Below are 25,776 nucleotides of genomic sequence, written 5' to 3'. Positions count from 1 at the left end.
CGGCGACACCCTGCAGTTCACGGCAACCGATAGCGACGGACAGGTGTATCACTTCACCGGCCGCATCGACGGCGAACGCATGCAGGGCCAGAGCGACCAACCCGACACCAACAACCGCGCCGTGCGTGCCACCCACGCCTTCAAGGCATGGCGCGTGCCAACGCCCGCCTCCACCACCCCGCAGTTGCATGTGTTCACGCCAACGGACTATTCCAATACCTTCAGCGCGGATCGCGCGCCGGTATTGGTGATCCAACCGGGCGATTCGGTGCAGACCCGTACGCTGGACTCCGGCGGCGTCGACGAGAACGGCGTTACCCGAGCGCTGTTCGGCAATCCGCAGGTGGGCCCGTTCTTCGTGGCCGGTGCAGAACCGGGCGACACCCTGGCGATCACGCTGACCTCGCTGAAGCTGAACCGCGATTACGCCGACAGCCTGGATGGTGTGGTGGGGCGGCTGAAGACCCCACGGGTCGCGGCCGAAAGCGCGTCCCTGGGCAAACCGGTGCGCTGGACGCTGGACCGCGCGAAGGGTATCGCCCGCCCGGACGGTGCCACCGGGGCACTGAAGCAATTCGAGATTCCGGTAAAGCCGATGCTGGGCGGGCTCGCCGTCGCCCCCGGCTTCGGCTACCCGGCATTTTCCACCGGCGATACCGGCGATTTCGGCGGCAACATGGACTTCAATACCGTCGTCGAAGGCAACACCGTCTACCTGCAGGTGCAGCAGCCCGGTGCATTGTTGTATCTGGGCGACGGGCACGCCTTGCAGGGCGATGGCGAAACCACGCAGTGGGCGTTGGAGACCTCGCTGGACGTGGTGGTAAAGGTGGCGCTGGTGAAGCAACAGTCGATCGCCACCCCSCGCGTCGAATCGCCCACCCAGGTCATGACGCTCGGCCAGGGCGGTTCCAGCGACGACGCGCTGCGGCTGGCGACGTCGGGCATGCTGCAGTGGCTGCGCCAGGCCTACGGGCTGAACCTGTCCGAGGCGACCCAGGTGCTGGGCGTGGCGGTGCAATATCACGTGGCCAACCTGGCCGGGCGCAGCGTTGGTGTTGCCGCCAAGGTGGACAAGGCAGTATTGCGGCGTCTGCCTGCCCCTGCGCCGGCCAAGCCCGCCGATGGGCAGGCACGCCGAAGCCACTGACAAGGGAATTGGCGATGTGTACACGTGCATTTGCTATCGTGCCCCACTCGCCAACTCTTCACCCCGGAATTCCATGCCGCGCACGTCCCCCGGTGCTCCAGCCGCCTCATCACTCCCTGTTGCCCTGGACGATCTGCTGGCGCGATCAAGCATGGACGATCCGGCGCTGCTGCGTGCCGCCACCCGGGAAGCCTACGACCGCGTGACGCTGCTGCTCAAGGCCTGCTACCAAGACTTCAGCCCGGAGCAGCAAGCCAGGATCCGCGCGATCATCGGCGCCGACGCAGCGCCCGCACGGACCGCCCTGCCCAAGCGCGTCAAGGCCAGCAGACCGCCTCGCGAAGACCTGCCGCCACGCTTCTGGCTGCCCTATAGCGGTGAGACCTGGACAGGTCGCGGGCGTCCGCCGAAGGCGWTCATCGCCTGGGAAGGCACCGTCGCCCACACCGAGTGGAAGAAGCACCACCCCGACGAGCGTTTCCCCACCTACCCCGGCTGATCCTGCACGGCGTAGGCAACCCAGCCGCGGAACGACAGCGCAGCGTAGAACAGCGCGGGCCGCTCGAAACCGGCCTGCTCCAGCAGCGTCACCTCTTCTTCCGGCGCGAGCGTGGGCAGCCTGCTGGCAATCGCCTCGGCGCGTGCTTCGGCGCTCTCCCCGCCGATGCCGCGGGCGGTGACGAACGCGGCCCAGCGTTGGAACCACACGCGCTTTTCATCCGGATCGCGGGGCACGCTGTGGTGGGCGACCACCAGCGGTGCGCCCGGCCTCAGGCGGCGCCGGAGTTCGCGCAGGGTGTGCAGGCGTTCTTCGCGCGATAGAAAGTGCAGTGTCAGCAGACACGTGGCGCCATCGAACGCGACGACGGGCGCAGCATCGATGTAGCCCTGGATCAGTTCGACGCGCGGGGACAGGCTGCCCAGCACGCGCGTGGCCAGCGCGAGCATCTCCGCGGACGGGTCCACGCCGGTGAAGTGCCAGTCGGGGCTGCACTCGGCGAAGACGCGCAGTTCCATCCCTCCGCCTGCACCAAGCACGAGCACCCTGCCCGCCTGCGGAACCCGCTCGGCGAGCAGCACGTGCGCCATCTGATGCAGCGCCTGCACACCCGGTACCTGACGGACGAGCGTGTCGGCGTAGCGCGCTACCGCATCGGGATCGGAAAAGGACATGACGGCCTACGGCGGAAGATGGCGTTTAATGTAACAGTGACAGTTACATTTATGCCAGTCGTCCGCCCCGCAGCACGGGGGGACGTTCGTACGACGCACCGCCCGGCCGGCGCATGCAGCACACCCGTGTTGCAGCTGCATTTAACTTCTGTTAATTATTGCTGCAGCGCAGCAGATCCCCTGCCGCGCAGGGAGAACCCATGGGATGACCCACTAAGAGAACGGTACCTCCAACACTCCGACTGCAAGGTGCACGCATGAACGACAGCATTGGCAAGTGTGTTCACGCTCCGAAAGCAATTTCGCCATTGGCATCTGCAGTACACGTGGCGCTGGCCACCACCCTGCTGTTCTCCAGTTCCGTTGCGACGGCACAGGACAGCACACCCCCAGGCACGGCGGACGCCGCTACCCTGGAGACGGTTTCGGTTCTGGGCAGTCGTACCAAGCCGCGCACGGTGTCGTCCTCGGCAGTGCCGATTGACATCATCAGCGGGGAAGAGTTCCGCAACCAGGGCGCCACCGATGCGCTCGACCAGTTGCGGGTGCTGGTCCCCTCCTTCAACGTCAGCACGATTCCCATCGACGATGCCGCCAGCCTGGTGCGTCCGGCCAACCTGCGTGGCCTGCCGCCGGACAACACCCTGCTGCTGGTCAACGGCAAACGCTTCCACCGGGCGGCGGTGATCACCTTCCTCGGTCACGGCCTGTCCGACGGTGCACAGGGCCCGGACCTGTCGGTATTTCCATCGCTGGCGTTGGAACAGGTGGACGTGCTGCGTGACGGCGCGGCCGCACAGTACGGGTCGGATGCGATTGCCGGGGTGATCAATTTCGGCCTGAAGAAGCTGCGCGAAGGCGGCAGCGCGGAGGTATTCACCGGAAAGTACTACCAAGGTGACGGGCTGACCACGCAGTACGCGGCGCAGATCGGCCTGCCCTTGACCGCGCGTGGTTTTGCCACGCTTACCGCCGAATGGCGCAAGGCGGACGACACCTCGCGCAGCGTGCAACGCGACGATGCCGCGGCCGCCATCGCCGCCGGCTACCCTGGCGTCGGGCAACCGGCGCAGACCTGGGGCTCGCCGCAGGTGAACAACGATCTGAATGTGGTGGCCAACCTGGGCCTGTCCACCGACAGCGTGGACCTCTACCTGTTCGGCAACTACGCCAAGCGCAAGGTCGACGGCGGCTTCTACTACCGCGACCCCACCGCGCGCTCGGGGGTGTACTCCAACGATGGCGGCGACACCCTGCTGGTTGGCAATCTGAGCGGTGCCGGTGCCTGCCCGGGCATCGCACTGCGCGACGGGGGCGGCAACCTGCTGCCGTACAGTTCGGTGAGCGCGGCGGTGGCGGCGCTGCCGTCGAACTGTTTCACCTTCCTGTCCACCCTGCCGGGCGGCTTCACCCCGCGCTTCGGTGGCTCGCTGGAAGACGCGTCGGTGGTGGCCGGGGCCAAGGGCCTCTGGGGTGACTGGTACTGGGATGTGAGTGGTTCATGGGGCCGCAACGACATCGACTTTGTCATCTACAACACCGTCAATGCCTCGCTGGGCCCGGCGCAGCCGCAGGGCCTGTCCTTCCGCCCGGGTGGAAACACCCAGACCGAAAAGAACCTCAACGTCGATGTGAGCCGCGATATCGCCACCACGTTCACCGCCCAGCCGCTGCGTCTGGCGCTGGGCGCGGAATGGCGCGAAGAGAGCTTCACCATCAGTCCCGGCGACGGTCCATCGACCGCGATCGGGCCGCTGACCGAACAGGGCTTCGCGCTGGGTTCAAACGGCTTCAATGGCTTCAGCACGCGCACCGCCGGCACCTTCGATCGCCGCAACTGGGCCGCCTATGCCGACCTCGAGGCGCAGCTCACCGAGCGCCTGCTGCTGGCCGGCGCACTGCGTTATGAGGACTACGATTCGTTCGGCAGCACCACCACCGGCAAGTTCACCGCACGCTTCGATGTCAACGAGGCATTCGCGTTGCGCGGCGCCTACAACACCGGCTTCCGTGCGCCCACGCCCGGCCAGGCCAACATCAGCCAGATCAGCACCGTGTTCGGTGGCACCGCGCTGGAAGACATCGCCACGCTGCCGCCGACCAATCCCATCGCCCAGCTCAAGGGCGCCCGCCCGCTCACCCCGGAGGAATCCCGGAACGTGTCACTGGGTGCGGTCTGGACCCGTGGCGACTGGCTGGTGACGTTGGACGGCTACCAGATCAAGGTGAAGGACCGGATCGCGCTCAGCACCAGCTTCGTGGTGACCCCGGAAGAACGCGCGGCGCTGGTGGCCGGCGGCAATCCGGAAGCAGCATCGATCTCGCAGGTGACCTACTTCGGCAATGCCTTCGATACCACCACCACCGGCGCCGATCTGGTCACCAGCTACAAGAGCAACCACTTCGGCGGCGTCACCACCTACGCCGTGGCCGCCAACTGGAACCGCACCGAGGTGGACCGTTACGACACCGATTTCATCGATGCCGCGCGGGTCTACAAACTGGAGAAGTCGCTGCCCCGCACCAAGGGATATTTCAGCATCCACCACCAACGGCAGATCTTCCACGCCAACCTGCGCCTGAACTACTACAGCAGCTGGTACGAAGACCACCTCGACAGCGGCGTGATTTCCGCCGCCGACGGTGGCCTGCCGATCTACGGTGGCAGCGCGATGCTCGTCGATGCGGAGGTGGGCTGGGCATTCGCGTCAGGAATGTACATCAAGTTGGGCGCGCAGAATCTGTTCGACCGCGTGCCGTCGAAGAACCCGTGGTCGGGCGTGGCCGGTGCCGAGTATCCGGTRCATTCGCCTTATGGATTCAACGGCGGCTTCTATTACGCACGCGTGGGTTGGAAGTTCTAGGCCAGCAGGCCGGACACTGCGGCGGGGCCTGAACGCTGGGCCCCGTCGCGAAATGATGACAGCACCTTCCCGATTGATGCACGGCAGACTAACGCGACATGGCGCTACTCTGAACCTCCGCATCCGCTGGCCGATGCTTTACCCGACCACTGCTGGAGGTTTCATTGCCCTCTCCTCACGAACGATGCCGCGTACTGCTGGTCGAAGACGATGCCGCCATCCGCGAGATGACCCGGGACATCCTCAGCGATGATGGCTTCGACGTCCTGCCCACTGCCGATGCCGAAACCGCCCTGCACTGCCTGAAGACCGAGGGCCCGTTTGACCTGCTGCTCTCCGATGTGGGACTACCGGGCATGGACGGTCGCGACCTCGCCCAGATCGCCAACGCGCTCCACCCGACGATGCCGATCCTGCTGGTGACCGGCTACGCCGGTACCGCGGGGGCCCGTCCGGACTTCCTCTGCGGTGACATGAAGCTGCTGAGGAAACCCTTTACGCTCAAGCAACTGCTGGGCACGGTGCACGAACTCATCTAGGCACTCACGTCGCGCCTTCGGTGGACAGCAACGCCCGCGCCCGGCGTTCCAGTTCGGCAGCGGTGAACGGTTTGGTCAGCACTTCCATGCCCGCCTCCAATTGCCCCGCACCCACGGCAGCGGAGGCGGCATAGCCGGTGATGAACAGCACCGGCAGGCCCGGGCGCACCTGGCGCCCGGCGTCGGCCACCTGCCGGCCGTTCAACCCACCGGTCAAACCAACGTCGGTCACCAGCAGGTCGATGCTCTCATCGGATTGCAGGGTTTCGATGGCGCGGCCGCCTTCCGGCGCCTCCAGCACGCGATAGCCCGAGCTGGCCAGCACTTCGGTGACCAGTGCGCGGACCGCGTCCTCGTCTTCCACGACCAGTACCGTGCCCACGTTTGCCACGCGGTCGTGTTCACCGACATCGGGCGCCGGCTGCGCGCTGTGCTCGGCGGCCTCACCGGCAAAACGCGGCAGGTACAGGTGCACGGTGGTGCCGTGGCCGGGTTCGGAGTCGATGCGCACCTGGCCGCCGGACTGGCGAGTGAAGCCGTAAATCATCGACAACCCCAGGCCGGTGCCCTGCCCGATCGGCTTGGTGGTGAAGAACGGCTCGAACGCCTTGGCGATCACTGCCGGCTCCATGCCGCTGCCGGCATCCCGTACCGACAGGCATACGTAGTCGCCGGGCGGAACCTCCAACTGCGCCGCTACGACGTCATCGAGTGCCACGTTGGCCGTGCGGATCGCCAGCGGGCCGCCCTCGGGCATCGCATCGCGCGCATTGATGCACAGGTTGAGCAGCGCGTTTTCCAGCTGCGGCGCATCCACCAGCACCGCCCACGGCGAGGACTGAAGGTCGGTGGTAATCGAAATCGACGGCCCCAGCGTGCGCGAGATGATATCGAGCATCTCGCTCACTCTGTCTTCGACCACCACCGGCGTGGGCGCCAGCGTCTGCCGCCGCGAGAACGCCAGCAGGCGCTGGGTCAACGCGGTGGCCCGCGCCGCGCTGGACTGGGCCATCTCCAGGTAACGTCCGATATCGTCGAAGCGTCCCTGCTCGATGCGCAGTTCCAGCAGTTCCAGGCCAACGGAGATGGCAGTCAGCAGGTTGTTGAAGTCATGCGCCAGGCCACCGGTGAGCTGCCCCACCGCTTCCATCTTCTGGCTCTGTCGCAGGCGCTCTTCGGCCACCTGCAGTTCGGCGCTGCGCGCCTGCACGCGCTCTTCCAGGGTCAGGGTGAGCTGGCGCAGCTGCTGTTCGGCCTGTCGCCGCTCGGTCACATCCGAGGCGGTACCGAACCACTCGGTCACCTCGCCGGCATCGTCCAGCAGTGGCACCGCGCGCATCAACACCCAGCGCACGCTGCCGTCGGGCAGCAGGGCGCGGTGTTCCAGTCGCAGTGGCTGGCGCTGGCCCATCGCCAGCGCGATGGCCGCCTCCAGCGCACCGCGATCGTCCGGATGCACCCGCTCCTCGCGCCAGCCGGTGATGACGGGCAGGATTTCGGCCGAGGCACCGGCACCGAGGATCGGCCGCATCTCGCGCCAGTCAGCGGACGTGGCATACAGCGACTGCGAAGAGGCACTTACCAGCGCGCCGAGTCGTCGCTCGCTGTGCGCCAGCGCCATGCCGGCACGCTGCTGTTCGGTGCGATCGCCCAGCACCTTGACGAAGCCCAGCACCGCGCCGTCCTCACCGCGCAACACCGTCATCGATCCGTTCGCCCAGAAGCGCGCACCGGATTTGTGCTGCAGCCAGCGCTCGCCGCTGACACCGCCGGCGTCGATGGCGATCTGCTGGTTGTGCTTCAGGCGCCCGGCGTTGATGTCTTCAGGCGTGTAGATCACCTCGACGCTGCGGCCAAGCATCTCCGCCTCGCTCCAGCCGAAGAGGTGCTCGGCGCCGGCATTCCACAGGGTCACCCGGCCTTCCAGGTCGGAGGCGACGATGGCGTAGTCGCTGGCGCTGTCGATGATCTGGCGGTTGCGCGCTTCCACCTCGCGCATCGACCGCTGCAGCTCCATGTGCGGGGTGATGTCCAGACCCTGCACGAACACGCCGGCGGTACTGCCGTCCTCGCCCAGCACCGGCTGGAACACGATGTCCAGCTGGCGTCGGCCGCTGGACGGATCGGTCGCCAGCGGCGCATCGTAGATGACTTCGCTGCCGGTATACGGCTGGCCGGTGCGGTAGACCTGGTCCAGCAATGGCAGGAAGCCCTGCTCCACCACCTCCGGCAGCGCATCGCGGATGCACTTGCCGAGTACGTCACGATGGCCCACCAGCCGCTCGTACCCGGGGTTGGCCAGCTCGATGCGGTGCTCGGGACCGCTCAGGAACGCCATGAACATCGGCGACTTGTCGAACAGCGCGATCAGGCGCTGGTTCTCCTGGGCAAGCCGTTGCTGCGCGACGATGGCCTGGGTGACTTCCTTGGTGACGCAGAATGCGCCGCCGACGCTGCCGTCATCCAGGTAGATGGGTGAGAAGGAGAAGGTCCACCAGGTGTCTTCGGGAACACCGCCCCGCGCCATGACCACCGGCATGTTCTCGAAGCGCGAGGACTCGCCGGCGAAGGCGCGCTCGATCGGCGGCCGCACGGCGTCCCACGCATCGGCCCACAACTCGCGCAGCGGTGCACCCAACGCGCCTTCCAGACGTGTGCCCAGGATGGGGCTGTAGGCGTCGTTGAAGAAGAACGTCAGTGCATCACCCCACACCACGTACATGCTCTCGGGCGAGGCCAGCATGAGGTTGACCGCATTGCGCAGCGCGCTGGGCCAGGTCTCGACCGCACCGACCGGGGTGGCGTGCCAGTCCATCGCCCGCACCCGCTCGGCGACGACACCGTTACCGGCCGGGAAGCGCCCGAACGCAGCGCTCACGCGCAGCGCTCCGATGACGACGCCAACACCGCGCACGTGCGCACCACTGGGAATGAGGGGGCAGACAACATTGAGGCACCGGATCTTGAGCGAAGGCGTTGCAGGCACGCGGACATGAGGCGACGGGCGCTACAGCGCCCGTCGCAATTCGGTCAGCAATTTACGCCAATTGTGGCAACGCCGCGTCAATGCGTGCACATTGACGCATCGACATCCTGTCAGGTTCAGTTCGGCGCTGCCGCCCCTGCTGCCGGTGTCACCCGCCAGATGGTGTTGGACAGGTCATCGGCAATGATCAGCGCACCACGCGGATCAACGGTGACCCCGACCGGGCGGCCCCGCGTCTTGCCGTCATCGCCACGGAAGCCGGTGGCGAAATCGATGGGATCGCCGGCCGGACGGCCATTGCTGAAGGGAACGAAGACCACCTTGTAGCCGGCCGGCGGGTCGCGGTTCCAGCTGCCGTGCTCACCGACAAAGGCGCCATCGGCGAACGTCGCGCCCATCGCCGGGGCGGAGAACGACACGCCGAGTGCGGCCACGTGCGATCCCAGGGCGTAGTCCGGTGCGATGGCCGAGGCCACTTTCTTCGGGTTCTGCGGCATCACGCGGCGATCCACGTTCTTGCCCCAGTAGCTGTACGGCCAGCCGTAAAATGCGCCTTCGCGCACCGAGGTGAGGTAATCGGGCACCAGGTTGGGGCCGATTTCGTCGCGCTCGTTGACTACCGCCCACAGCGCGCCGGTGCCGGGCTGGATCGCCAGCGCGGTGGGATTGCGCAGGCCAGTGGCAAACGTTTTATGTGCGCCGCTCGCCGCGTCGATCTGCCAGACCTGCGCACGATCGATTTCAACGTCCAGGCCGCGTTCGGTGATGTTGCTGTTGGAGCCGATGCCGACGTAGAGATAGCGGCCGTCGGCGCTGGCGGCCAGCGACTTGGTCCAGTGGTGGTTGATCGCCGCCGGCAGGTCGGTGACCTTCACCGGCGCTGCGCCGGCCTTGGTCTGACCGGCCTGATAGTCAAAACGCACCAGCGCGTCCTGATTGGCCACGTACAGCGCACTGCCGATCAGCGCCAGGCCATAGGGCGCGTTGAGTTTGTCGGCAAACACCGTCTTCATCTCATACACACCGTCACCATCGGCGTCGCGCAGCAGGGTCAGACGGTTGCCGCCCTTGACCGGCGTGGTGCCCTTGGCCTTTATCTTCCCGGCGATCACGTCCTTGGGCTTGAGCGCCGGTTCGTTGCCGCCACGGCCTTCGGCCACCAGGATGTCGCCGTTGGGCAGCACCAGGGTCTGGCGCGGAATGGCCAGATCGGTGGCGATCGCGGCGATGCGGTAGCCCTTGGGCACAGTCGGCATCCGGTCGCCCCAGGCGGACGGCGTGGCGATGGTCATGTCCGGCATCAGCCCACGGTGCGGCTCGGGCAACTCGGGCGTACCCCCGATCTGATGGAGCTGGGGCGCCTGGCCGCCGCAGGCAGCCAATGCCGCCGCCAACACCGATACCGATACCCCTTTGATCATCTGACGGTTCATCGTGCACCTCCCACGCGCAGGCTGGAAAACCCGATCCACGTCGCCACCAATGCCAGCACGGTGCCGATCACCGACAACACCAGCCCGGCCGGCATCACCGCCCACGCATCGCGGGCGTGCTGCAGGCAGTTGACGAAGCCAACGCCCCAGGTGACCGCCAGGACCACGGCATAGCCAAGGTTGCGACGGCCACGAACCAGCCCGACGATGCCGCAGACCAGGGCCAGCGTGGTCATCACCATCGCGCCGACCAGCAGCCACGCGGCGAAATTGCTCCACTGCGGCTGGTACGTGCCCCAGTAGGCGTAGTCGGCCAGCAGCGCGCCGAGGAACAGCGGCAGCACGCCGCCCAGCACGGCGGCGTGGAAGGGATGGATGGCCCAAGGGCGGGCCAGGACGACGGTTGAGTTCACGGCAGCCTCCGAAACTAGGGGTCGGTCGATGGTGCCACCTGCGCGTGATGAAGGATGTGAGGTTAGAGCACCTGGATTTCCTTGAGCCAGGTCCCCACCAGCGTCGGCCATGACGATACCGGATGCCCGGTAGGGCGCATGCCGAACGCATGCCCACCCTTGGCAAACAGATGCACCTCGGTGGGCACGCCGGCCGCGTCGAGCGCGCGCGCATAGACCGTGCTGTTGCAAATGCTGTCGACAGGATCGTCCCAGGCCTGCAGCAGGAAGGTCGGCGGCGCCTGATCGGTGACAGGCAGGCCGGGGTCCAGCGTGTCCCCTGCGCGGCACAGGTGCCCTGGATACAGGGCGATGGCGAAGTCCGGGCGACTGCTTATCTCATCCACCGCATCGACCGCCCGGTAAGCAGGCTGGAGGATGTTGCTGGTCTGCGCGACCAGATAGCCGCCTGCCGAGAACCCGATCACGCCGATCCTGTGGGGGTCCACGCCCAACCCGGGCGCGCGGGCACGCAGCATCCGGATCGCCCGCTGCGCATCCTGCAACGCGAACGGCACCGGCGGGGTGATGTGGCAGTTGCAGGACTTGTTCCAGTAATGGTTGCCGCCCGGCACGCGATATTTGAGCAGCACGCAGGTCATGCCCCGCGCGGTGACCCAGTCGCAGATCTCGGTGCCTTCGATGTCCATCGCCAGGATGCTGAAACCCCCACCGGGGAAAACCAGGATCGCCGCACCGGTGTTGGCGCCCTTGGGCGGCAGCACCGTGATGGTCGGCTCGCTCACGTTGGCGATGGCCAGATAGTCGTGACCGGTCTTCGTCCTGACCGTGGATACCGATTCGGGCGCGGGCCGTGCCTGCGGCCGGTCCGGCGCGCCATTGGGCCAGAGCGGCACCTGCTCCGATCCTGCAGGCGGCACCCAGCCCGGCCCCTCACCCGCAACGGCCGCGGCTGCGGCTGCGACCAATGACATCAGGGAAAACAGCACGCCCACCAGCGTCCTACGCATCGCCATCCTCGAGTTTTGAGGAAGATGGCAGATACCCATCGACGGATAGGCGCTCGTAGGACGTGTCGAAATCCAGATAGTCCTCGTGCAGGCCTTCCACCCGGCGTCCGGTCGGCGCGCCGTCGGCATCGGTTTCCATTAGCTGCCAGCCGGGCATGCCTTCTTCCGGCGCGGCAGGCCCCTGATCCAGGGCCATCACGAAACCGTTGCCCAGTGCCTTGCCATAGGCCAGCAGCAAGGCGTGCAGCGATGCCGACGGCACCGCGGCACGCAACGCATCCAGCGTGTGCTGCAGCTCGGGCTGGTCGTACAGGGCCTCGGTCAAGGTGTCATCCACCGCATCGGCAAGCCGGTGCACGTCACGAAGCATGAGGAAACGGGCGAACTGGGGAATGTCCTCGCCCAGCTCACTGCGCACCCAATCCTTGGGTTGGGTGCAGCCGGCGGCGTGCATCGCTGCGGCAAGGCGGGTGCGACGCTCGCCATCGCGTACGGAACGATTCATGTACCCGGCGTCCTCTGCACGCGGCAACGGTAAGGTCAGCAGCCAATTCTACGCACCTGCGATACCGTCGGTCACGGCCGATGGCGCGTACCCACATAGGTGTTCGCGCCACGCAGCAGGTCGAAGCCGGCAACCAAACCGTCCTCGCCGCGCTTGAACACCACGCTCATGTCCTGTGCGGTCATGAAGAAGCGCGTACGCGATTCGGCAAACAGTTCCATGCGCTGCGCACCGAACAGATCGCTCTGGAAGTAGAGGCGATCCCCCTCGGCAATGATGGCGGCCGGTTGATCCTCCAGCGTATAGGCGCCGGCGGCCGCCGCGTTGAGGGCCGCATCCGGGGCCAGCGCGGTCTTTTCGATCCGGCCGAACTCGGGCCATCCGTACTCGGCCGAGATGCTGCCGAGCAGCTCGGCGATCAGCGCCGCGCCGCTGTCGCTGTTGGTCAACACCACCACGCCTTGCCCGGTATGGCTGTAGCCATACAGTTGCGCGCGGAAGCCGTCGGTGCCGCCGCTATGGCTGAAACTGGTCCCTGCCCCAAGCGGTTCGACGTAGAAGCCCAGCCCGTATTCGCCCAGGCCACGGGTCAGCAGCGTAGCGGTCATGGCGCTGGACAACACCTTGCCCGACTGCCTCCCCTGCGCCTGCTGCACCTCGATCACGATCCTGGCCAGGTCCGCTGCGGTGGTCCACAGGCCTGCCGCTGCGGACTCGGGATAGATCTGCCAATGCCCGGGAACGGCGCTGCCATCGCTGCGGTGCCCCGTCGCCGCCCGGTCCTGCCACGCTGGCGGAAGGGTCAGCGCATACGTGCTGTCGCGCATGCCGAGCGGCCCAAGCACCGTGCGTTGCATCAGCAGGTCGAACGGCGCCTTGCCGGCTTCGGTCATCATCAACTGCACCACGCTGAAGCCGCCGCCCGAATACCGCCACCGCGTGCCCGGGGGGACGTCCACCCGGATCGGATCAGAGTTGGCTGGCGGCGCTCCATCAAGCACCTGCAGCAGCGATGGAATCGCCTGCCCCGGCGCGTAGCCGTGGAAACCGTGCACTGTCATACCCGCCGAGTGGTTGAGCAGCTGCCGCAGCGTGACCGGGGCGGTGCGGGTGAATATGTTGTCGGGAATCTTCCACGCACGCAGGGCATCGTTGGCCGGCGCATCGAGCGACAACGCGTGCTGCTCGACCAGATGCAATGCGCCCATCGCCGTGACGGCCTTGCTGACCGAACCGGCCTGGAACAGCGTGGCCGGGCTTGCAGGCCGGGCGGTGGCGGCGTCCAGCACCCCATACGCCCGGACCCACTCGACCTTGCCGTGGTTGACCAGCGCGATGCTCACCGCCGGGACGTGATGGAAGGCCATGCGCTCGCGCAGCGACCAGCTCACCGGGGGCACGCCCTTGACCGTCACCGGCGTGGACAGGCCGCGCTCGACACGGTCGATGCGCGCCTGGACATCCGCCGGCTCCGCTGACGCGGCGGCGCGCGTGTCAACCCCGGCGCAGGCAGTGAGCGTCAGCAACAGCGCGCCCAGTACAGTCGAGATGGGTTTCATATCCTGTGCGCCGGGAGGGCGTGCAAGCGGCGCATCAGTGGGGCCGTCGCGCTTGCAGCCGCTCGGCCATGATCACGTCCATGGGCGTGTCATCCAGCTGCGCGCGTATGGCCTCCACCACGGCAAGGAACTGCTTTTTCTGGATGACATAGCCGATCACGAAAATCACCGGCAGCAGCAGCAACGGTGCAGCGCTTGGCCGCAGCGCGATGATGGGCACCAGCGCGAGCACAAACGCCACCGGGAACCAGCTGCACAGCCCCAGCACGCGCACCTGGTTGCGCTCGGCATCGACCACGATCAGGCCGCGCATCAGCGGATAGTAGCGGCGCTGGGCGAACCCGAAGCTGCCGCGGAACGCGACCAGACCATCGGGGAATCGACGGAACGCCAGCGTCGCCCCCTGCCCGGTCGCCAGGTCTCGCTCCAGGCTGCCCGGTGTCAGCCGCGCCCGGGCGTCGGCCGGGGCGGCGATGCGCCGGTCGAACAGGGTGATCCCACAGACGAAGTACAGGCGATTCCAGGCCATCTGGAGAACAAGCTCCATCAGCAGCAACGCGATCAAAGCGATAGCCATCGGTCATCCGTCGGTAGGTGGCGCAACGCCTTCCCCGCGCTGCGCCCCACAGCATACCCGAGCCCCGTCCCTCCCCGGCCACCACTCATCCCTTTGTCCCTGCCTTCATCCCCACGCCAATGGCGGCGGGCCTTTCGGCGCGCACAGTGGCTGCCATCGCCACTGGCCACGACCGAAGGAATGCCCCCGATGAAACGACGCGACTGCCTCAAGGCCAGCCTGGCCCTTCCCTTGTTGCCGCTGGTGCTGAAAGCCGCTGCCGCGCCGGCCAACGCATGGGCCCGGGCGCGTCCCGGCGGCGTGGGCTGGCCGGCCGCCACCGATTGGGAGCAGCTGTCGCGCGCCGTCGGCGGGCGGCTGTCGGTGCCGCAGTCGCCGTTCCTCGGCGATGCGGCCACCCGTGCCGAGGGCATGGCGCAGATCCAGAATCCGTTCTACATCGGCGACCAGCCCGGGCTGACCCAGACCAGCGGCTACTTCGGGGCGTGGCGTTCGGTCCCCAGCGCGCAGATGGTGGCCGCCCGCGACAGTGCCGACGTTGCCGCCGCGGTCAACTTCGCGCGGCGGCACCGGCTGCGGCTGGTGGTCAAGGGCGGTGGCCACAGCTACCACGGCACCTCCTGCGCGCCGGATTCGCTGCTGGTCTGGACCCGGGCGATGAAGCAGGTGCAGCTGCATGATGCCTTCGTGCCGCAGGGCGCGCGGCCGGGCACTGCGCCCCAGCCGGCGGTGAGCGTAGGCGCCGGGGCGATGTGGATCGATGCCTACGATGCGGTCACCACCCAAGGCGGGCGCTACGTGCAGGGCGGTGGCTGCACCTCGGTGGGGGTCACCGGCCTGGTCACCGGCGGTGGCTTCGGCAGTTTCTCCAAGGCGTTCGGAACGGCCGCCGCCAGCCTGCTGGAGGCGGAGGTGGTGACCGCCGACGGCGAGGTCCGGGTGGTCAACGCCGACCACGAACCGGAGCTGTTCTGGGCGTTGAAGGGCGGCTGCGCGGCCAGCTTCGGCATCGTCACCCGCATGACCCTCAAAACCCATGCGCTGCCGCGCACCTTCGGCGGGATCTCGCTCAAAGTGCAGGCCGGCACCGAAACGGCATGGCGCGCGTTGGCCGCGCAGGTGCTGCGGTTCTACCGCGACGCCCTGTGCAATCCGCACTGGGGGGAGCAGATTACCTTCGGCGGCGAGCGCGTGCTGTCCATCTCGATGGTGTTCCAGGGGCTGGACCGCGAGACGGCCGAAGCAACCTGGCAGCCGCTGCTGGCGTGGATCCAGGCACGTGCGGACTACACCGTCAGAGAGCCGCTGCAGGCACTGGCAATGCCGGCGCGGGATTTCTGGAATGCCGATTTCTTCCGCCAGCACGCACCGCAGATCATCGCCGAAGACACCCGCGACGGCGCGCCGCCCACGCACATGCTGTGGAAGGGCGACCAGGGCCAGGTGGGCTGGTTCCTGCACGGCTACGCCTCGGCATGGCTGCCCTCGGCATTGCTTGGCGAGGACCGCATAGAGAACGCCGCCGACGCGCTTTGCGCAGCGGCCGAACATATGGACGTGGGCCTGCACTGCAACAAGGGCCTGTTCGGCGCACCGGCCGATGCCCTCGCCGCCAGCGCTGCCACCGCCACCCATCCGGCGGTGCTGGATGCCTTCGCACTGGCGCTGATCGGCAACGCCGGCGGCCCGGTGTACCCCGGCTGCGGCGGGGCGGTGAACGCGCCGGAGGCGCGCCATGGCGCGCTACGGGTGAGCCGCGCCTATACAGCCTTGAGCGCGGTGGCGCCGCAGGCGCCTACCTATGTGTCCGAGTGTGACTACTTCCAGAAAGACTGGCAGCAGGCGTTCTGGGGGCCACACTACCCGCGCCTGCTGGCAGCCAAGCGCCGTTACGATCCGGACGGCCTRTTCGTGATCCATCACGGCGTGGACAGCGAGGCATGGAGCAGCGATGGTTTCGAGCGACGCGCGGGTTGACGGTGCCGATAAAGCGCGCATGTATGGCGGGGCGGGTCGTAGCACGGCAATGTGCGCCCGCCCGCCCCGGCGACCGCGTGACCCGTCGCAGATGCGCGGCCTGCGCGCCTGGCGTAGCCTGCGCGCACACCGCCCGCCACCGGAGATAGCTCGTGTTTGCGCACAAGCCTGCCACCCTGCCCCTGCTGCTGTCCGTCGCCCTGGCCTCACCTCTCACGTTGACCGTGCCGGCCGCGCAGGCACAGGCCCCCGCCATTGCCGGTACACCTGCTGCCGTTTCCTTCAATGGCCTGCTCGATGCACAGACCATGGCCGCCATCAATGCCGATCCGGAACTGCGCACGATGCTGGGCATCAGCGGCGACGGTGCCGACTTCTCCAGCCAGCTCACCGATGTGTCGCTGGCCCAGCGTGAGGTCAACCGGCGCTTCCTGGCCGACAACCTCGCCGCGATCAAGGACTGGCACGGCGCCCCACTGGATCCGCAGCAACAGCTCAGCGACGGCCTGGCGCGCTGGTTCTACCAGGCGCAGATCGACCTGATGGCGGTGCCGTGGGCGGCCGCGTGGCTGCCGGTGGGCGGCAGCACCTACGCGGTGGACCAGTTGTTCAGCCTGCCGGTGAACCTGCCGCAGTTCATGGACAACCAGCACGCGGTCACCGACGAGGCCAGCGCCCGCAGCTACATCGCGCGGCTGCAGGCGATGGGCCCCAAGCTGGACCAGGTGCGCGCCAACGTGGACATGCAGGCCGCGCAGGGCGTGGTGCCGCCGGAGGTGGCGCTGCAGGGCGCGGCCGAGCAGTTCCGCACGCTGMTGGCGCCCGCGCCCAAGGACAGCCTGTGGGTGCAGTCGCTGCAACGCAAACTGGAGAAAGTGGCGGCAATCGCACCGGCGCGGCGTGCCGAACTGCTCGCGCAGGCCAGCATGGCCGTGCAGACCTCGGTGAACCCCGGCTACCAGCGTCTGCTGGCCGATGTGCAGGCGCTGCAGGCCAGGCACCTGGGCAACAAGGGCGTGTGGGCGCTGCCACAGGGCAAGGCCTACTACGATGCGGCGCTGCGCTGGTACACCAGCACCGACCTGGACGCCGATGCGATCCACCAGATCGGCCTGGATGAAGTGGCGCGCGTGGAAAAGGCGATGGATGCGCGGCTTACCCAGCTCGGCCTGCGCGAGGGCAGCGTGGCCGCGCGCGTGCAGCAGCTGCGCGACGATCCGCGTTACCGGTACGCCGACAGCGATGCCGGCCGCAGGGAACTGCTGGGCGACATCGAGCAGCGGCTGCGTGACCTGGACCCGATCCTGCCGCGCTGGTTCGGCCATCTGCCGCCGCAGAAGCTGGTGGTACAGCCGGTGCCGACGCACATGCAGAAGACCTCGCCGGGCGGCTACTACTACCCACCGGCGATGGACGGCTCGCGGCCGGGCACGTTCTTCATCAACCTGGGCGACATCGACTCCAACACGCGCTGGAGCATCCCTACCCTCACCTACCACGAGGGCGCGCCGGGCCATCACTTCCAGATTTCGATCGGGCAGACGCTGACCGACCTGCCGCTGCTGCGCCGCAGCCTCAATCCCAGCGCCTTCAGCGAGGGCTGGGCGCTGTATGCCGAGCAGCTGATGGCCGAGACCGGGATCTACAAGGATGACCCGGCCGGCGACCTGGGCCGCCTGCAGGCGGAAATGTTCCGCTCGGTGCGGCTGGTGGTGGATACCGGCCTGCACCGCAAGCGCTGGACGCCCGAACAGGCGGCCACCTACCTGCAGGACAAGACCGGCATGACGCCCGGCGATGTACGCGTGGAGATCAACCGTTACCTGGTCCAGCCGGGCCAGGCCTCGTCCTACAAGATGGGCCAGCTGCGGCTACTTGCGCTGCGCGAGAAAGCGCGTACGCAACTCGGCGACCGCTTCGACATCCGCGCCTTCCACGATCTGATCCTCGGCAACGGCGCGATGCCGATGACCGTGGTGGCGCAGGCGGTGGATGCCTGGATCGCCGCCGGTGGCGGCGATCCCAAACGGGCGCCGTAGTCCGGCGGCCGACCACCGCGCCGTCATCGACGCGGGGCCGTCGCCCCTGGCGGATAGGCGGCAAAGAGTTTGTCCAGGCCGGTTTCGATCGCCGCGTTGACCTTCGCCGGCGAAGTGGGCACGGTGCCGCTGGCGGTGCCGCGCCACACCGCCTGCTGGGTGCGGGTATCGAACATGTCTACCACCAGCGTGCCTACCTGATAGGTGCGCACGGTGGTGGTCGCATTGCCCATGCCGCCGCCCCAGCCCCCGCGCCAGCCCCAACCGCCCATGCCACTGCCGGTGTAGAACGTGTCCAACGTCTGCCGCTGCGTCGTCATGATGTGCGCGGCGAGGGCGATGTCACCGCCCTGCGGTGTTTCGCGCAGGCCCTTGGCCTGCAGACGGGCATTGATGCCCGCCACCACGCGCTGCTGCACCAGCGGTGAGCTGGCCTGGGGCTTGATCGCCCACGAGTAGGTTGTGTAGGAGGCGAAGGTAGCGGCACTGTCGTAGTCGGTGTTGACCGTCGGCGTGGAGGCGCAGGCGACCAGTGAACTGGCCAGGACGGCAATGGCGAACGCTTTCATGACGCAGGCTCCTTGGTGAAAAGGATACGGTTCACACCGGTCGCAACGGCCTGACGATGCGAGCAGGGCCGTGATGGCATCGTGAGCCGTGCTCATGCCATCCTGCGCCTCTCACCGCTCCCGGCAGGCATCCCGCATGGCACAGGTCCAGATCGTTACCGACGGCAGCAACTACCGCCACCGCATCCACAGTGGTGCCCATGAGCTGATCGCCGATGAGCCGGCCACGCTCGGCGGCCAGGGCGCCGGCATGGCGCCATTCGATCTGTACCTGGCGGCGCTGTCGGCGTGCACCGCGATCACCCTGCGCATGTATGCGGAAAAGAAAGGCTGGGTGCTGGGCGAGTTCCGCGCCGAGCTGTCGTCCGCGCGCGATGCGGCCGGCAAGCTGGTGGTGCATCGCATCCTGCATGCCAGCGCGACACTCAGTGATGCGCAGTGGCAGCGCCTGCTGGAGGTGGTCGAAAAGACCCCGGTGACCCTGGTGATGCGCGAAGGCGCCACCATCACCAGCGCACGTGGTGAGGGCTGAAGCGCCCTCACCTGCCCGTCACACAAAAAAGAATGTGCGTGGCACTGCATCCGGTGCGTCGCTCCCCGCGTAGATACCGATGCGTCACTTGGACGCCACTGTCGGGAAGAAGCACATGAAATCCTCGTTCACCGGTCTGCTCCTGCTTGCCTGCCTTTCCACCGCCACCGCCCCGCTCGCGTTCGCGCAGGCGCCGATGGCCAAGCCCGCTACCACGATGGCCACCAAATCCGCCAACCCGATGGTCGGTGGTGCGGCGATGTACGCCAACAAGGACATCATCGACAACGCCGTCAATTCCAAGGACCACACCACGCTGGTCGCCGCAGTGAAGGCCGCTGGACTGGTGGAAACACTGAAGGGCCCGGGCCCGTTCACCGTGTTCGCCCCGACCAACGCTGCCTTCGCCGCACTGCCCAAGGGCACCGTCGACGGCCTGCTCAAGCCGGACATGAAGGCCGACCTGACCAAGGTGCTCACCTATCACGTCGTGCCGGGCAACGTGGACAGCACCGCGCTTCTGGCCAAGATCAAGCAAGGCGGCGGCAAGGCGTCGTTGACCACCGTGCAGGGTGAAGCGTTGACCGCTCGCCAGGTCGGCAAGGGCATCACCGTCACCGACAGCAAGGGCAACACCGCGCACGTCACCATCGCCGATGTGCGTCAGAGCAACGGCGTGATCCACGTGATCGACAAGGTGCTGATGCCGTAACCGTCACGCAACGGCACGGGGGCTCGGGCAGGTTCATCCAGAGGGTGACCTGGCCCGCCGCCCCAGTGCGATGACGGGGGAGACATCCCGCGGGGGCGACGAGCCAGGTCAAAAGCCGCTCCGATCGATGCGGACCAACCGCATCCATCCGGAGCCAGACGGGGGGAGGACGCGCGGCCACCGGCCGCGCAACGGCTCAGCGGGGCTGCACCAGACCAGAAATTTCCACACGGCGATTCGGTGCCAGGCAGGCGATCACCGCCTGGCGGTCGCCCTGCATGCACTGCACCAATGGGTCGGACTTGCCGCGTCCTTCGGCAATGATCGCCGCAGCGGGCACCCCGCCCTGCACCAGCGCATCGCGAACCGCATCTGCACGCCGTTGCGACAGCAGCAGGTTTTAGCTGTCGCTGCCAATGCGATCGGTGTAGCCCAGCACCTGGATGGTCCGGGTCTGGCTGGCGCTGCGCACCTGCTGCAGCAATCCTTCCACGCTACGCCGACCCACATCGGTCAGCACCGCACTATCAAAACCGAACAACGCATCGGCCGATAGCCGCACCGGCTCGGCCGACATCGGTGCCGGACGCGGCGGCGGCGGGGGTTCCGGCGGTTGCAGCAGCGCCGCGCAGGCCTGCGGCTTCCAGTAGCCGGCCTGGGCGATGCCCTTGCTGTCGAAGTGCACCTGGAACTGGCAGGTGAAGTAGTCCCCACCTGGTGTGCTGCGGAAGTTGAACAGATAGTTCCACTCGCGCACGCCCCACATTCCTTCGCCGAAATGCGGCGTGCCCAACAGCGTGTGGAGCTGGCGCTTGCTCATCCCGCGCGCGAACAGGCGCAGGTTGTCCAGGTCGACAAATAGGCCTTCCTTGAGCGTGGCGCGCCCCGGATCGGGGAAGGCCACCTCGCCGTCCTGCGTGCCGGGCATCGTCTCGGCGCTGAGCACCTGCTTGTGCTTGCCGCCGCTGGCGCAGGCGCTGAACAGCAGCACCGCCAGGCACAACCACAGCGACCGCAGCAACGGCGCCGGGTCATGGGTGTTGGATGCTGCGGACATGGATTCCCCCTTGTGCGCGGAGCCGCGCTGGAATCCCCGGCGCCGCCGACGGCGGTCACCGGGAACGATCACTGCAGAGTGCTCGCGATTCCGGCATCACCACTGGATGCCGGCGCCGACCGAGACACCGCCTTCGCCGCGGCTGTTGGTGGTACCGGCCACCTTGTAGATCCACCGACCGCCTTCGGACACTCCCGAGATGCCCACCGCCACGCCCGATTCGCCGTTGTAGCTGCCGGCGGCGACCGCGGCCATGCTGCGGCCGGCTTCATAGGGCTGCGGCAACCCGGCCACCGCCATCGCGGCGGCAACGCCGGCCGAGGCACGGTCATCGGTGCGGCGCAGGTTGCGGTCGAACGAATCGAAGCGCTCGTCGGTATAGGCCTTGGACCAGTCCAGGCTCTGGTTCATCCCCGCACGCAGCTGGTCCACGTTGACCGCATCGGTGCCGGCGGTACCGGCAGCGACGTTGCGCACGGTGGTGGGCCCGGTGCTGGTGCTGCCCAGGGTGACGCTGTTGAGGTTGGTGGCGCCGTTGACGGTGGTGTCGTAGCGGATCGTGCCCTGCTGCGAGGCCTGCAGCTGGCGCACGTTGACCGCGTCGGTGGCGGCGCTGCCATCGCCGACGTGGGTGATCTGGCGCTCGGCACCGGCGCTGCCGACCGAGACCGTGTTGTCACGATCGGCCACCGATCCCGCGCCCAGCGCCACCGTGTTGCTGGCCTGCGCGCTGGCACCATTGCCCAATGCGGTGCTGTTGGCCCCGGCGGCGGTCGAGCCGACGCCACCGGCGGCCGCGTTGGCACCGGTCGCCGCCGGCGCGGCCAGGTTGTTGCTGTTGTTGACCTGGAACATGCCCGAGGTGCCGTTGTTGATGTTGTTGATCTGCGTGTCGGTGTAGGCCTTGGACTGGTCGATGGCGTAGGTCACGCCGTTCTGCAGCTGGCCGACGTTGACCGCGTCGTAGCGGTCAGAGCCATCGGCCACGTGGGTCACCTTGCGTTCGCCACCGGTGCTGCCCACCGCCACTTCACCTGCCGAGTTGCTGCCACCGGCCGCGCCATACGCAGCGGTGTAGCCGCTCTGCGCGCCCACGCTGGCCATCGAGCCGGCGCCCAGCGCGACGCTGTTGTCGGCACTGGCGCTGGCGCCATCGCCGATGGCGGTGCTGCCACTGCCGCTGGCCGAGGCCACCGGACCGATGGCGACGCTGTTGGCGCCGGTCGCGCTGGCAGCGGTCTTGGTCGAGTTGACCTGCACGAACGGGTTGGCCGCGCCCGGCTGGATCTGGCTGATGCGGGTGTTGAGGCTGACCAGCGAATCGTCGACGGCGGCAAAGGCAACAGTGACGTTGCTGTAGTCGTTGCTCAGCACGCTGCCATCGGTGGCGATGGAGGAGATGCTGAAGGTCGGCGCGGTCCACAGGTTGGTGGCGGGATCGAAGCTGGTGGTGCYGCCGAAGTAGCCGATGATCGCGTTGTTGGTCTGGAACAGCTGGTTGCCGGTCACCGCATCGCGGCTGCCGGCCAGCACGTTGCCGTCGGCCAGGTTGGTCAGCGCCACCGCCGCACCGCCGCCGGTGCCGGTCAGGGTGACCGTGTCGGTGGCGTTGCCGGCGCCATCGACGTCGTATTTCACCGCCAGCTTGTCCACCGCGTCGGTCTGGTCGGCGACATTGGCCAGCGACTGGCTGACCGCGTCGAAGGCCGTACCCACATCGCTATAGTCACCCGCCGTCACCTGGCCCGTGCTGGACACCGCGTTGATCGTGTAGGTGGGCGCGCTGAGCACGCCGTTGACGTCCACCGCCGCGCCGCCGCCCAGATGCGTGGCCAACGCCTGGCTGGCATTGAACAGCTGCGCGCCGTTGATGGCCTCGGTGCTTACTGCAGTCACCGCACCGGCGCTGAGATTGCCCAGACGGGTGGTGCCGGTGCCATTGCCGAGCGTGGCACTGGCGTAATTGACGCTGCCGTCGGGGTTTTCGTCATAGCGCAGTGCGCCCTGCTCGGATGCCTGCAACTGGCCCATGTTGGCCGCGTCGGTGGCCAGCGTACCGGCGGCGACATTCACCACCTGGCGCTCACTGCCCACCGCGCCCACGGACACCGTACCGACGCGGTCGGCCACGGCACCGGCACCGACGGCGATGGCGTTGGCGGCCGTCGCCGAGGCGCCCGTCCCCACCGCGATGCTGTCCAGCCCGGCCGCAGCTGCGGCCAGCCCGATCGAATTGACCTTGAGGTACTTGCTGCCGACCCCGTTGCGGATATCGGTGATCTGGCTGTTGAGGTTGACCAGCGAACCGTCCACCGCCGAGAACGCGTCGGTGGCGTTGTCGTACACGCCCTGGGCGATCGCGCCGCCGTTGGACACGGTGGTGATCGCAAAGCTCGGCGCGGTCCAGGCGCCGGTGGCCGGGTCGAACGCGGTCAGCCCGCCGAAGTAGTCGACGATCGCCTGGTTGCTGGAGAACAGCTGCGCGCCGTTGACCGCTTCGGTACTGGCCACCCCGATCGCGCCCGGGGCCAGGTTGCCCAGCGTGGTGGTCCCGGTGCCGCCGCCGAGCGTGATGCGGCGGTAGTTGGCGCCACCGGCGCCGTCGTCGTCGTAGGTCACCGCGAAGCCGTCCAGCGCATCGATCTGGTTGATCGCACCCTGCAACTGGCCGACGTTGACCGCGTCGGTGGCCAGGCTGCCGGCCGCCACGTTGGTGATCTGGCGCTCGCCCCCGGCAAAACCGACCGAGACTTCGCCYGCGGAGATCTGCGGCGTGTTCAGGCCATACGCGCTGTAACTGGCCTGCGCGCCGCGGTTGGCCACCGTGCGGTAGCCCAGTGCCACGCTGTTGGCCTGGGTGGAGGTCGCCTCCGCGCCCAGCAGCACCTGACCGTTGGCCGTGCCCTTGGCGCTGTCGCCGACCACCACCGAGTGGCCCATACGCGCGGCGTAGTCGGCGGTGGGCACGCCGGTGGGGTCGTTCGGATCGTTCTGCCCCGCCCCGGGGAAGGCCACGTTGGCATCCACCTGCGCCAGCTCGTGGCGCGCATTCGCACCGATCACCACTTCGCGCGAGCCATTGGCATAAGCGCCGTCGCCGACCAGCACCTGGTAATCCTGCGCGGCGTTGACCGCCCAGCAATCGATGCTGGCCACCAGCAGGTCCACGCACTTGTTGGACCAGCCCGGCGCCTGGTCGGGCAGCAACAGGCCGAGCAGGCCGTTGGGATTGCCGTTGTTGATGTTGTAGATGTAGCTGTCGGAGGTGACACCGCCGATCAGGGTCAGGTGCGAGCTGCCACCGGTGGCGGCGCCGCCCAGCCCGTTCAGCAGCGTGCCGGCTGGGGTCAGGTTCACCACCGGCAGACCCAGTACGTTGGTCACCGAATAGGTCTGCATGACATTGGCGCTGTTGACGGCCAGGTTGCCGTTGCGCACGTAGCCATCGCCACCAAGCAGGCCCTGCGCGGTGGGGCCGACCAGCTTGGACAGCGAGCCCACCAGGCCGCCGGTGCCGATGATCAGCCCGGCATTGGGATCGGCCGGTGCCGGTGCCTTGGGATGCCCCGGCGGCAGCGAGGTCGGCGCCGGGAAGATCACCCCGCCTACGCCGCCGACGATGTTGCCGACCGTGTTGCCCACGCCACCGACCACATTGCCGACGGTATTGCTGACACCGCCGACGACGTTGCCGAGCGTGTCGGTGACCCCGCCCACGACATTGCCCACCGTGTTGCCGACGCCGCCGAGCAGGTCGCCCACCCCGCCGAGGAGACCGCCGGAGGCTGCGGTCGGCGACAGCGTCAACGCGCTGGTCTGCATCAGGCCCGCGTTGGCATCCACCAGTTTCTGGTTGCGGTCGGCATCGACCACCGCATGCGCCAGCGCATCCACCTTCACGCCACCGGCAACGCCGGTCACCAGGGTCGCGTTGACCGCGTCGTCCACGCCAGCGCTGACGGTTTCGCGGGCGCCGATCGCCACGCTCGTGTCCACGTGCGCCTTGCCATCGACCTGCGCGGCCAGCGCATGACCCGTGCCGGCGTCGACCGTCGCGGCCGCACCAGCGCTCGCTGCGTCCTCCAGCTTCAGCGTGTCCACGGTAGCGCTCGTGGTCAGTGTCGACTTGGCCTGCACCGACGGCTTCGGCGCCACCGCCACCGCCGCATGGACGCCGTTGTCGAGCTTCAGGACCGGCGTGCCGCCGACCGAAACCCCCAGCGCGGTCGCGGCGGTCGCCGTCGCGCCCGGCACGGCGACCTGCCGCGGCAGTGCCGCCTGCACGCTGCTGCCAACCTGCACACCCAACAACGCGTTCGCCCCACCGGCGGCCTTGCCGAGTCCCAGGTTCAGATTGACATTGGCATCGGCGCTGAGCGCGGGGGAGCTGTCGCGGGTACGCACCACCGCTGCCAGCGCGGTGTCCGCATCCACCTTGACCGGCAGCGGCGCGTATTTGGCCGTCAGGGCATCCAGGTCGCTGCGGGTCTGGCTTTCACTGGCCAGTGCCGTGCCGCTGCACAGGGCCAGTGCCAGGCCCATCGACAGCAGGGAGAGCGGGACCTTCAGATGCACCACGACGGGGCCGGCCACCAGGCTGCCGCGTGAGGTGGCCACTTCGGAGACGACCACCAGGGCATTCAGCCGGTGGCTCCAGACCAGTCGAAAAATACGGTTCATC

General features: G+C 67.8%; 18 protein-coding genes and 1 pseudogene. 8 read left to right on the top strand and 11 right to left on the bottom strand.

Features of this window, described 5'->3' with window-relative positions:
* Together AC1DQP_RS01580 and AC1DQP_RS01575 are read left to right on the top strand one after the other, a co-directional pair.
* The coding region (locus tag AC1DQP_RS01580; RefSeq protein WP_478050990.1) for an acetamidase/formamidase family protein at positions 1–1,150 on the top strand (1,150 nt) is incomplete at its 5' end.
* Positions 1,151–1,223: 73 nt separating this feature from the next.
* Positions 1,224–1,649: a hypothetical protein gene (locus tag AC1DQP_RS01575; RefSeq protein WP_478050989.1), complete on the top strand. Its 426-nt coding sequence runs from the start codon at positions 1,224–1,226 to the stop codon at positions 1,647–1,649.
* Here the strand turns inward: AC1DQP_RS01575 and AC1DQP_RS01570 are convergent.
* Positions 1,637–2,323 carry a class I SAM-dependent methyltransferase gene (locus AC1DQP_RS01570; RefSeq protein ID WP_457321506.1) on the bottom strand — a complete coding sequence of 229 codons (687 nt, stop codon included), beginning with the start codon at positions 2,321–2,323 and terminating at the stop codon, positions 1,637–1,639. The two genes, AC1DQP_RS01575 and AC1DQP_RS01570, sit on opposite strands and share 13 nt — an antisense overlap.
* Before the next feature lie 308 nt (positions 2,324–2,631).
* Here AC1DQP_RS01570 and AC1DQP_RS01565 point away from each other — a divergent pair, with 308 nt between their 5' ends.
* Both AC1DQP_RS01565 and AC1DQP_RS01560 read left to right on the top strand, forming a co-directional pair.
* Positions 2,632–5,187 (top strand): TonB-dependent receptor plug domain-containing protein, encoded by a 2,556-nt coding sequence (locus AC1DQP_RS01565; protein WP_478050988.1) that lies wholly within the window; start codon positions 2,632–2,634, stop codon positions 5,185–5,187.
* Positions 5,188–5,381: 194 nt separating this feature from the next.
* A complete protein-coding gene (locus AC1DQP_RS01560) occupies positions 5,382–5,726 on the top strand; it encodes a response regulator (RefSeq protein ID WP_256774371.1) in 345 nt (114 codons plus the stop codon).
* Positions 5,727–5,730: 4 nt separating this feature from the next.
* Here AC1DQP_RS01560 and AC1DQP_RS01555 read toward each other — a convergent pair whose 3' ends face one another.
* The 7 genes from AC1DQP_RS01555 to AC1DQP_RS01525 all read right to left on the bottom strand — a co-directional run bounded on the left by AC1DQP_RS01555 (position 5,731) and on the right by AC1DQP_RS01525 (position 14,209).
* Positions 5,731–8,541, bottom strand: a complete 2,811-nt coding sequence (locus AC1DQP_RS01555) for a hybrid sensor histidine kinase/response regulator (protein ID WP_478050991.1) — start codon at positions 8,539–8,541, stop codon at positions 5,731–5,733.
* Between the two features lie 287 nt (positions 8,542–8,828).
* Positions 8,829–10,145, bottom strand: a complete 1,317-nt coding sequence (locus AC1DQP_RS01550; protein ID WP_457319228.1) for a PQQ-dependent sugar dehydrogenase — start codon at positions 10,143–10,145, stop codon at positions 8,829–8,831.
* The gene (locus tag AC1DQP_RS01545; RefSeq protein ID WP_457319227.1) at positions 10,142–10,558 is read right to left on the bottom strand and encodes a DUF2231 domain-containing protein; all 417 of its coding nucleotides are present in this window, start codon (positions 10,556–10,558) and stop codon (positions 10,142–10,144) included. Before AC1DQP_RS01545 ends, AC1DQP_RS01550 begins: the two co-directional genes overlap by 4 nt.
* A gap of 62 nt (positions 10,559–10,620) precedes the next feature.
* The gene (locus AC1DQP_RS01540; protein ID WP_457319226.1) at positions 10,621–11,454 is read right to left on the bottom strand and encodes an alpha/beta hydrolase; all 834 of its coding nucleotides are present in this window, start codon (positions 11,452–11,454) and stop codon (positions 10,621–10,623) included.
* Positions 11,455–11,560: 106 nt separating this feature from the next.
* Positions 11,561–12,073 carry a hypothetical protein gene (locus AC1DQP_RS01535; protein ID WP_457319225.1) on the bottom strand — a complete coding sequence of 171 codons (513 nt, stop codon included), beginning with the start codon at positions 12,071–12,073 and terminating at the stop codon, positions 11,561–11,563.
* A gap of 71 nt (positions 12,074–12,144) precedes the next feature.
* Positions 12,145–13,632, bottom strand: coding sequence for a serine hydrolase domain-containing protein (locus AC1DQP_RS01530; protein ID WP_457319224.1), 1,488 nt, complete (start codon positions 13,630–13,632; stop codon positions 12,145–12,147).
* Between the two features lie 34 nt (positions 13,633–13,666).
* Positions 13,667–14,209, bottom strand: a complete 543-nt coding sequence (locus AC1DQP_RS01525; RefSeq protein ID WP_457319223.1) for a hypothetical protein — start codon at positions 14,207–14,209, stop codon at positions 13,667–13,669.
* A 189-nt stretch (positions 14,210–14,398) separates the two neighbouring features.
* Between AC1DQP_RS01525 and AC1DQP_RS01520 the strand changes: the two genes are divergently transcribed.
* Positions 14,399–16,186, top strand: coding sequence for an FAD-binding oxidoreductase (locus AC1DQP_RS01520; protein ID WP_457319222.1), 1,788 nt, complete (start codon positions 14,399–14,401; stop codon positions 16,184–16,186).
* Positions 16,187–16,338: 152 nt separating this feature from the next.
* Entirely contained in the window at positions 16,339–18,225 is a 1,887-nt protein-coding gene (locus AC1DQP_RS01515) for a DUF885 domain-containing protein (protein ID WP_478050987.1), read from the top strand.
* Between the two features lie 23 nt (positions 18,226–18,248).
* Here the strand turns inward: AC1DQP_RS01515 and AC1DQP_RS01510 are convergent, their stop codons facing one another.
* Positions 18,249–18,794 carry a DUF4136 domain-containing protein gene (locus AC1DQP_RS01510; RefSeq protein ID WP_457320078.1) on the bottom strand — a complete coding sequence of 182 codons (546 nt, stop codon included), beginning with the start codon at positions 18,792–18,794 and terminating at the stop codon, positions 18,249–18,251.
* Positions 18,795–18,930: 136 nt separating this feature from the next.
* On the opposite strand from AC1DQP_RS01510, the gene AC1DQP_RS01505 reads away from it, so the two are divergent.
* Both AC1DQP_RS01505 and AC1DQP_RS01500 read left to right on the top strand, forming a co-directional pair.
* The gene (locus tag AC1DQP_RS01505) at positions 18,931–19,326 is read left to right on the top strand and encodes an OsmC family protein (protein WP_457320076.1); all 396 of its coding nucleotides are present in this window, start codon (positions 18,931–18,933) and stop codon (positions 19,324–19,326) included.
* A gap of 196 nt (positions 19,327–19,522) precedes the next feature.
* On the top strand, positions 19,523–20,038 hold the full coding sequence (locus AC1DQP_RS01500; protein WP_457320082.1) for a fasciclin domain-containing protein: 516 nt from the start codon (positions 19,523–19,525) through the stop codon (positions 20,036–20,038).
* A gap of 196 nt (positions 20,039–20,234) precedes the next feature.
* Here the strand turns inward: AC1DQP_RS01500 and AC1DQP_RS01495 are convergent.
* Positions 20,235–21,095: pseudogene (locus AC1DQP_RS01495) on the bottom strand (outer membrane protein assembly factor BamE).
* A 96-nt stretch (positions 21,096–21,191) separates the two neighbouring features.
* Complete coding sequence (locus AC1DQP_RS01490) at positions 21,192–25,775, bottom strand: YadA-like family protein (protein WP_478050986.1); 4,584 nt, start codon at positions 25,773–25,775, stop codon at positions 21,192–21,194.
* Position 25,776 lies beyond the last annotated feature (1 nt).

This window comes from Stenotrophomonas sp. P5_A8, from assembly GCF_056400545.1.
The sequence above is the reverse complement of the archived record's forward strand: the minus strand, read 5'-3'. Positions and strand labels throughout refer to the sequence as shown.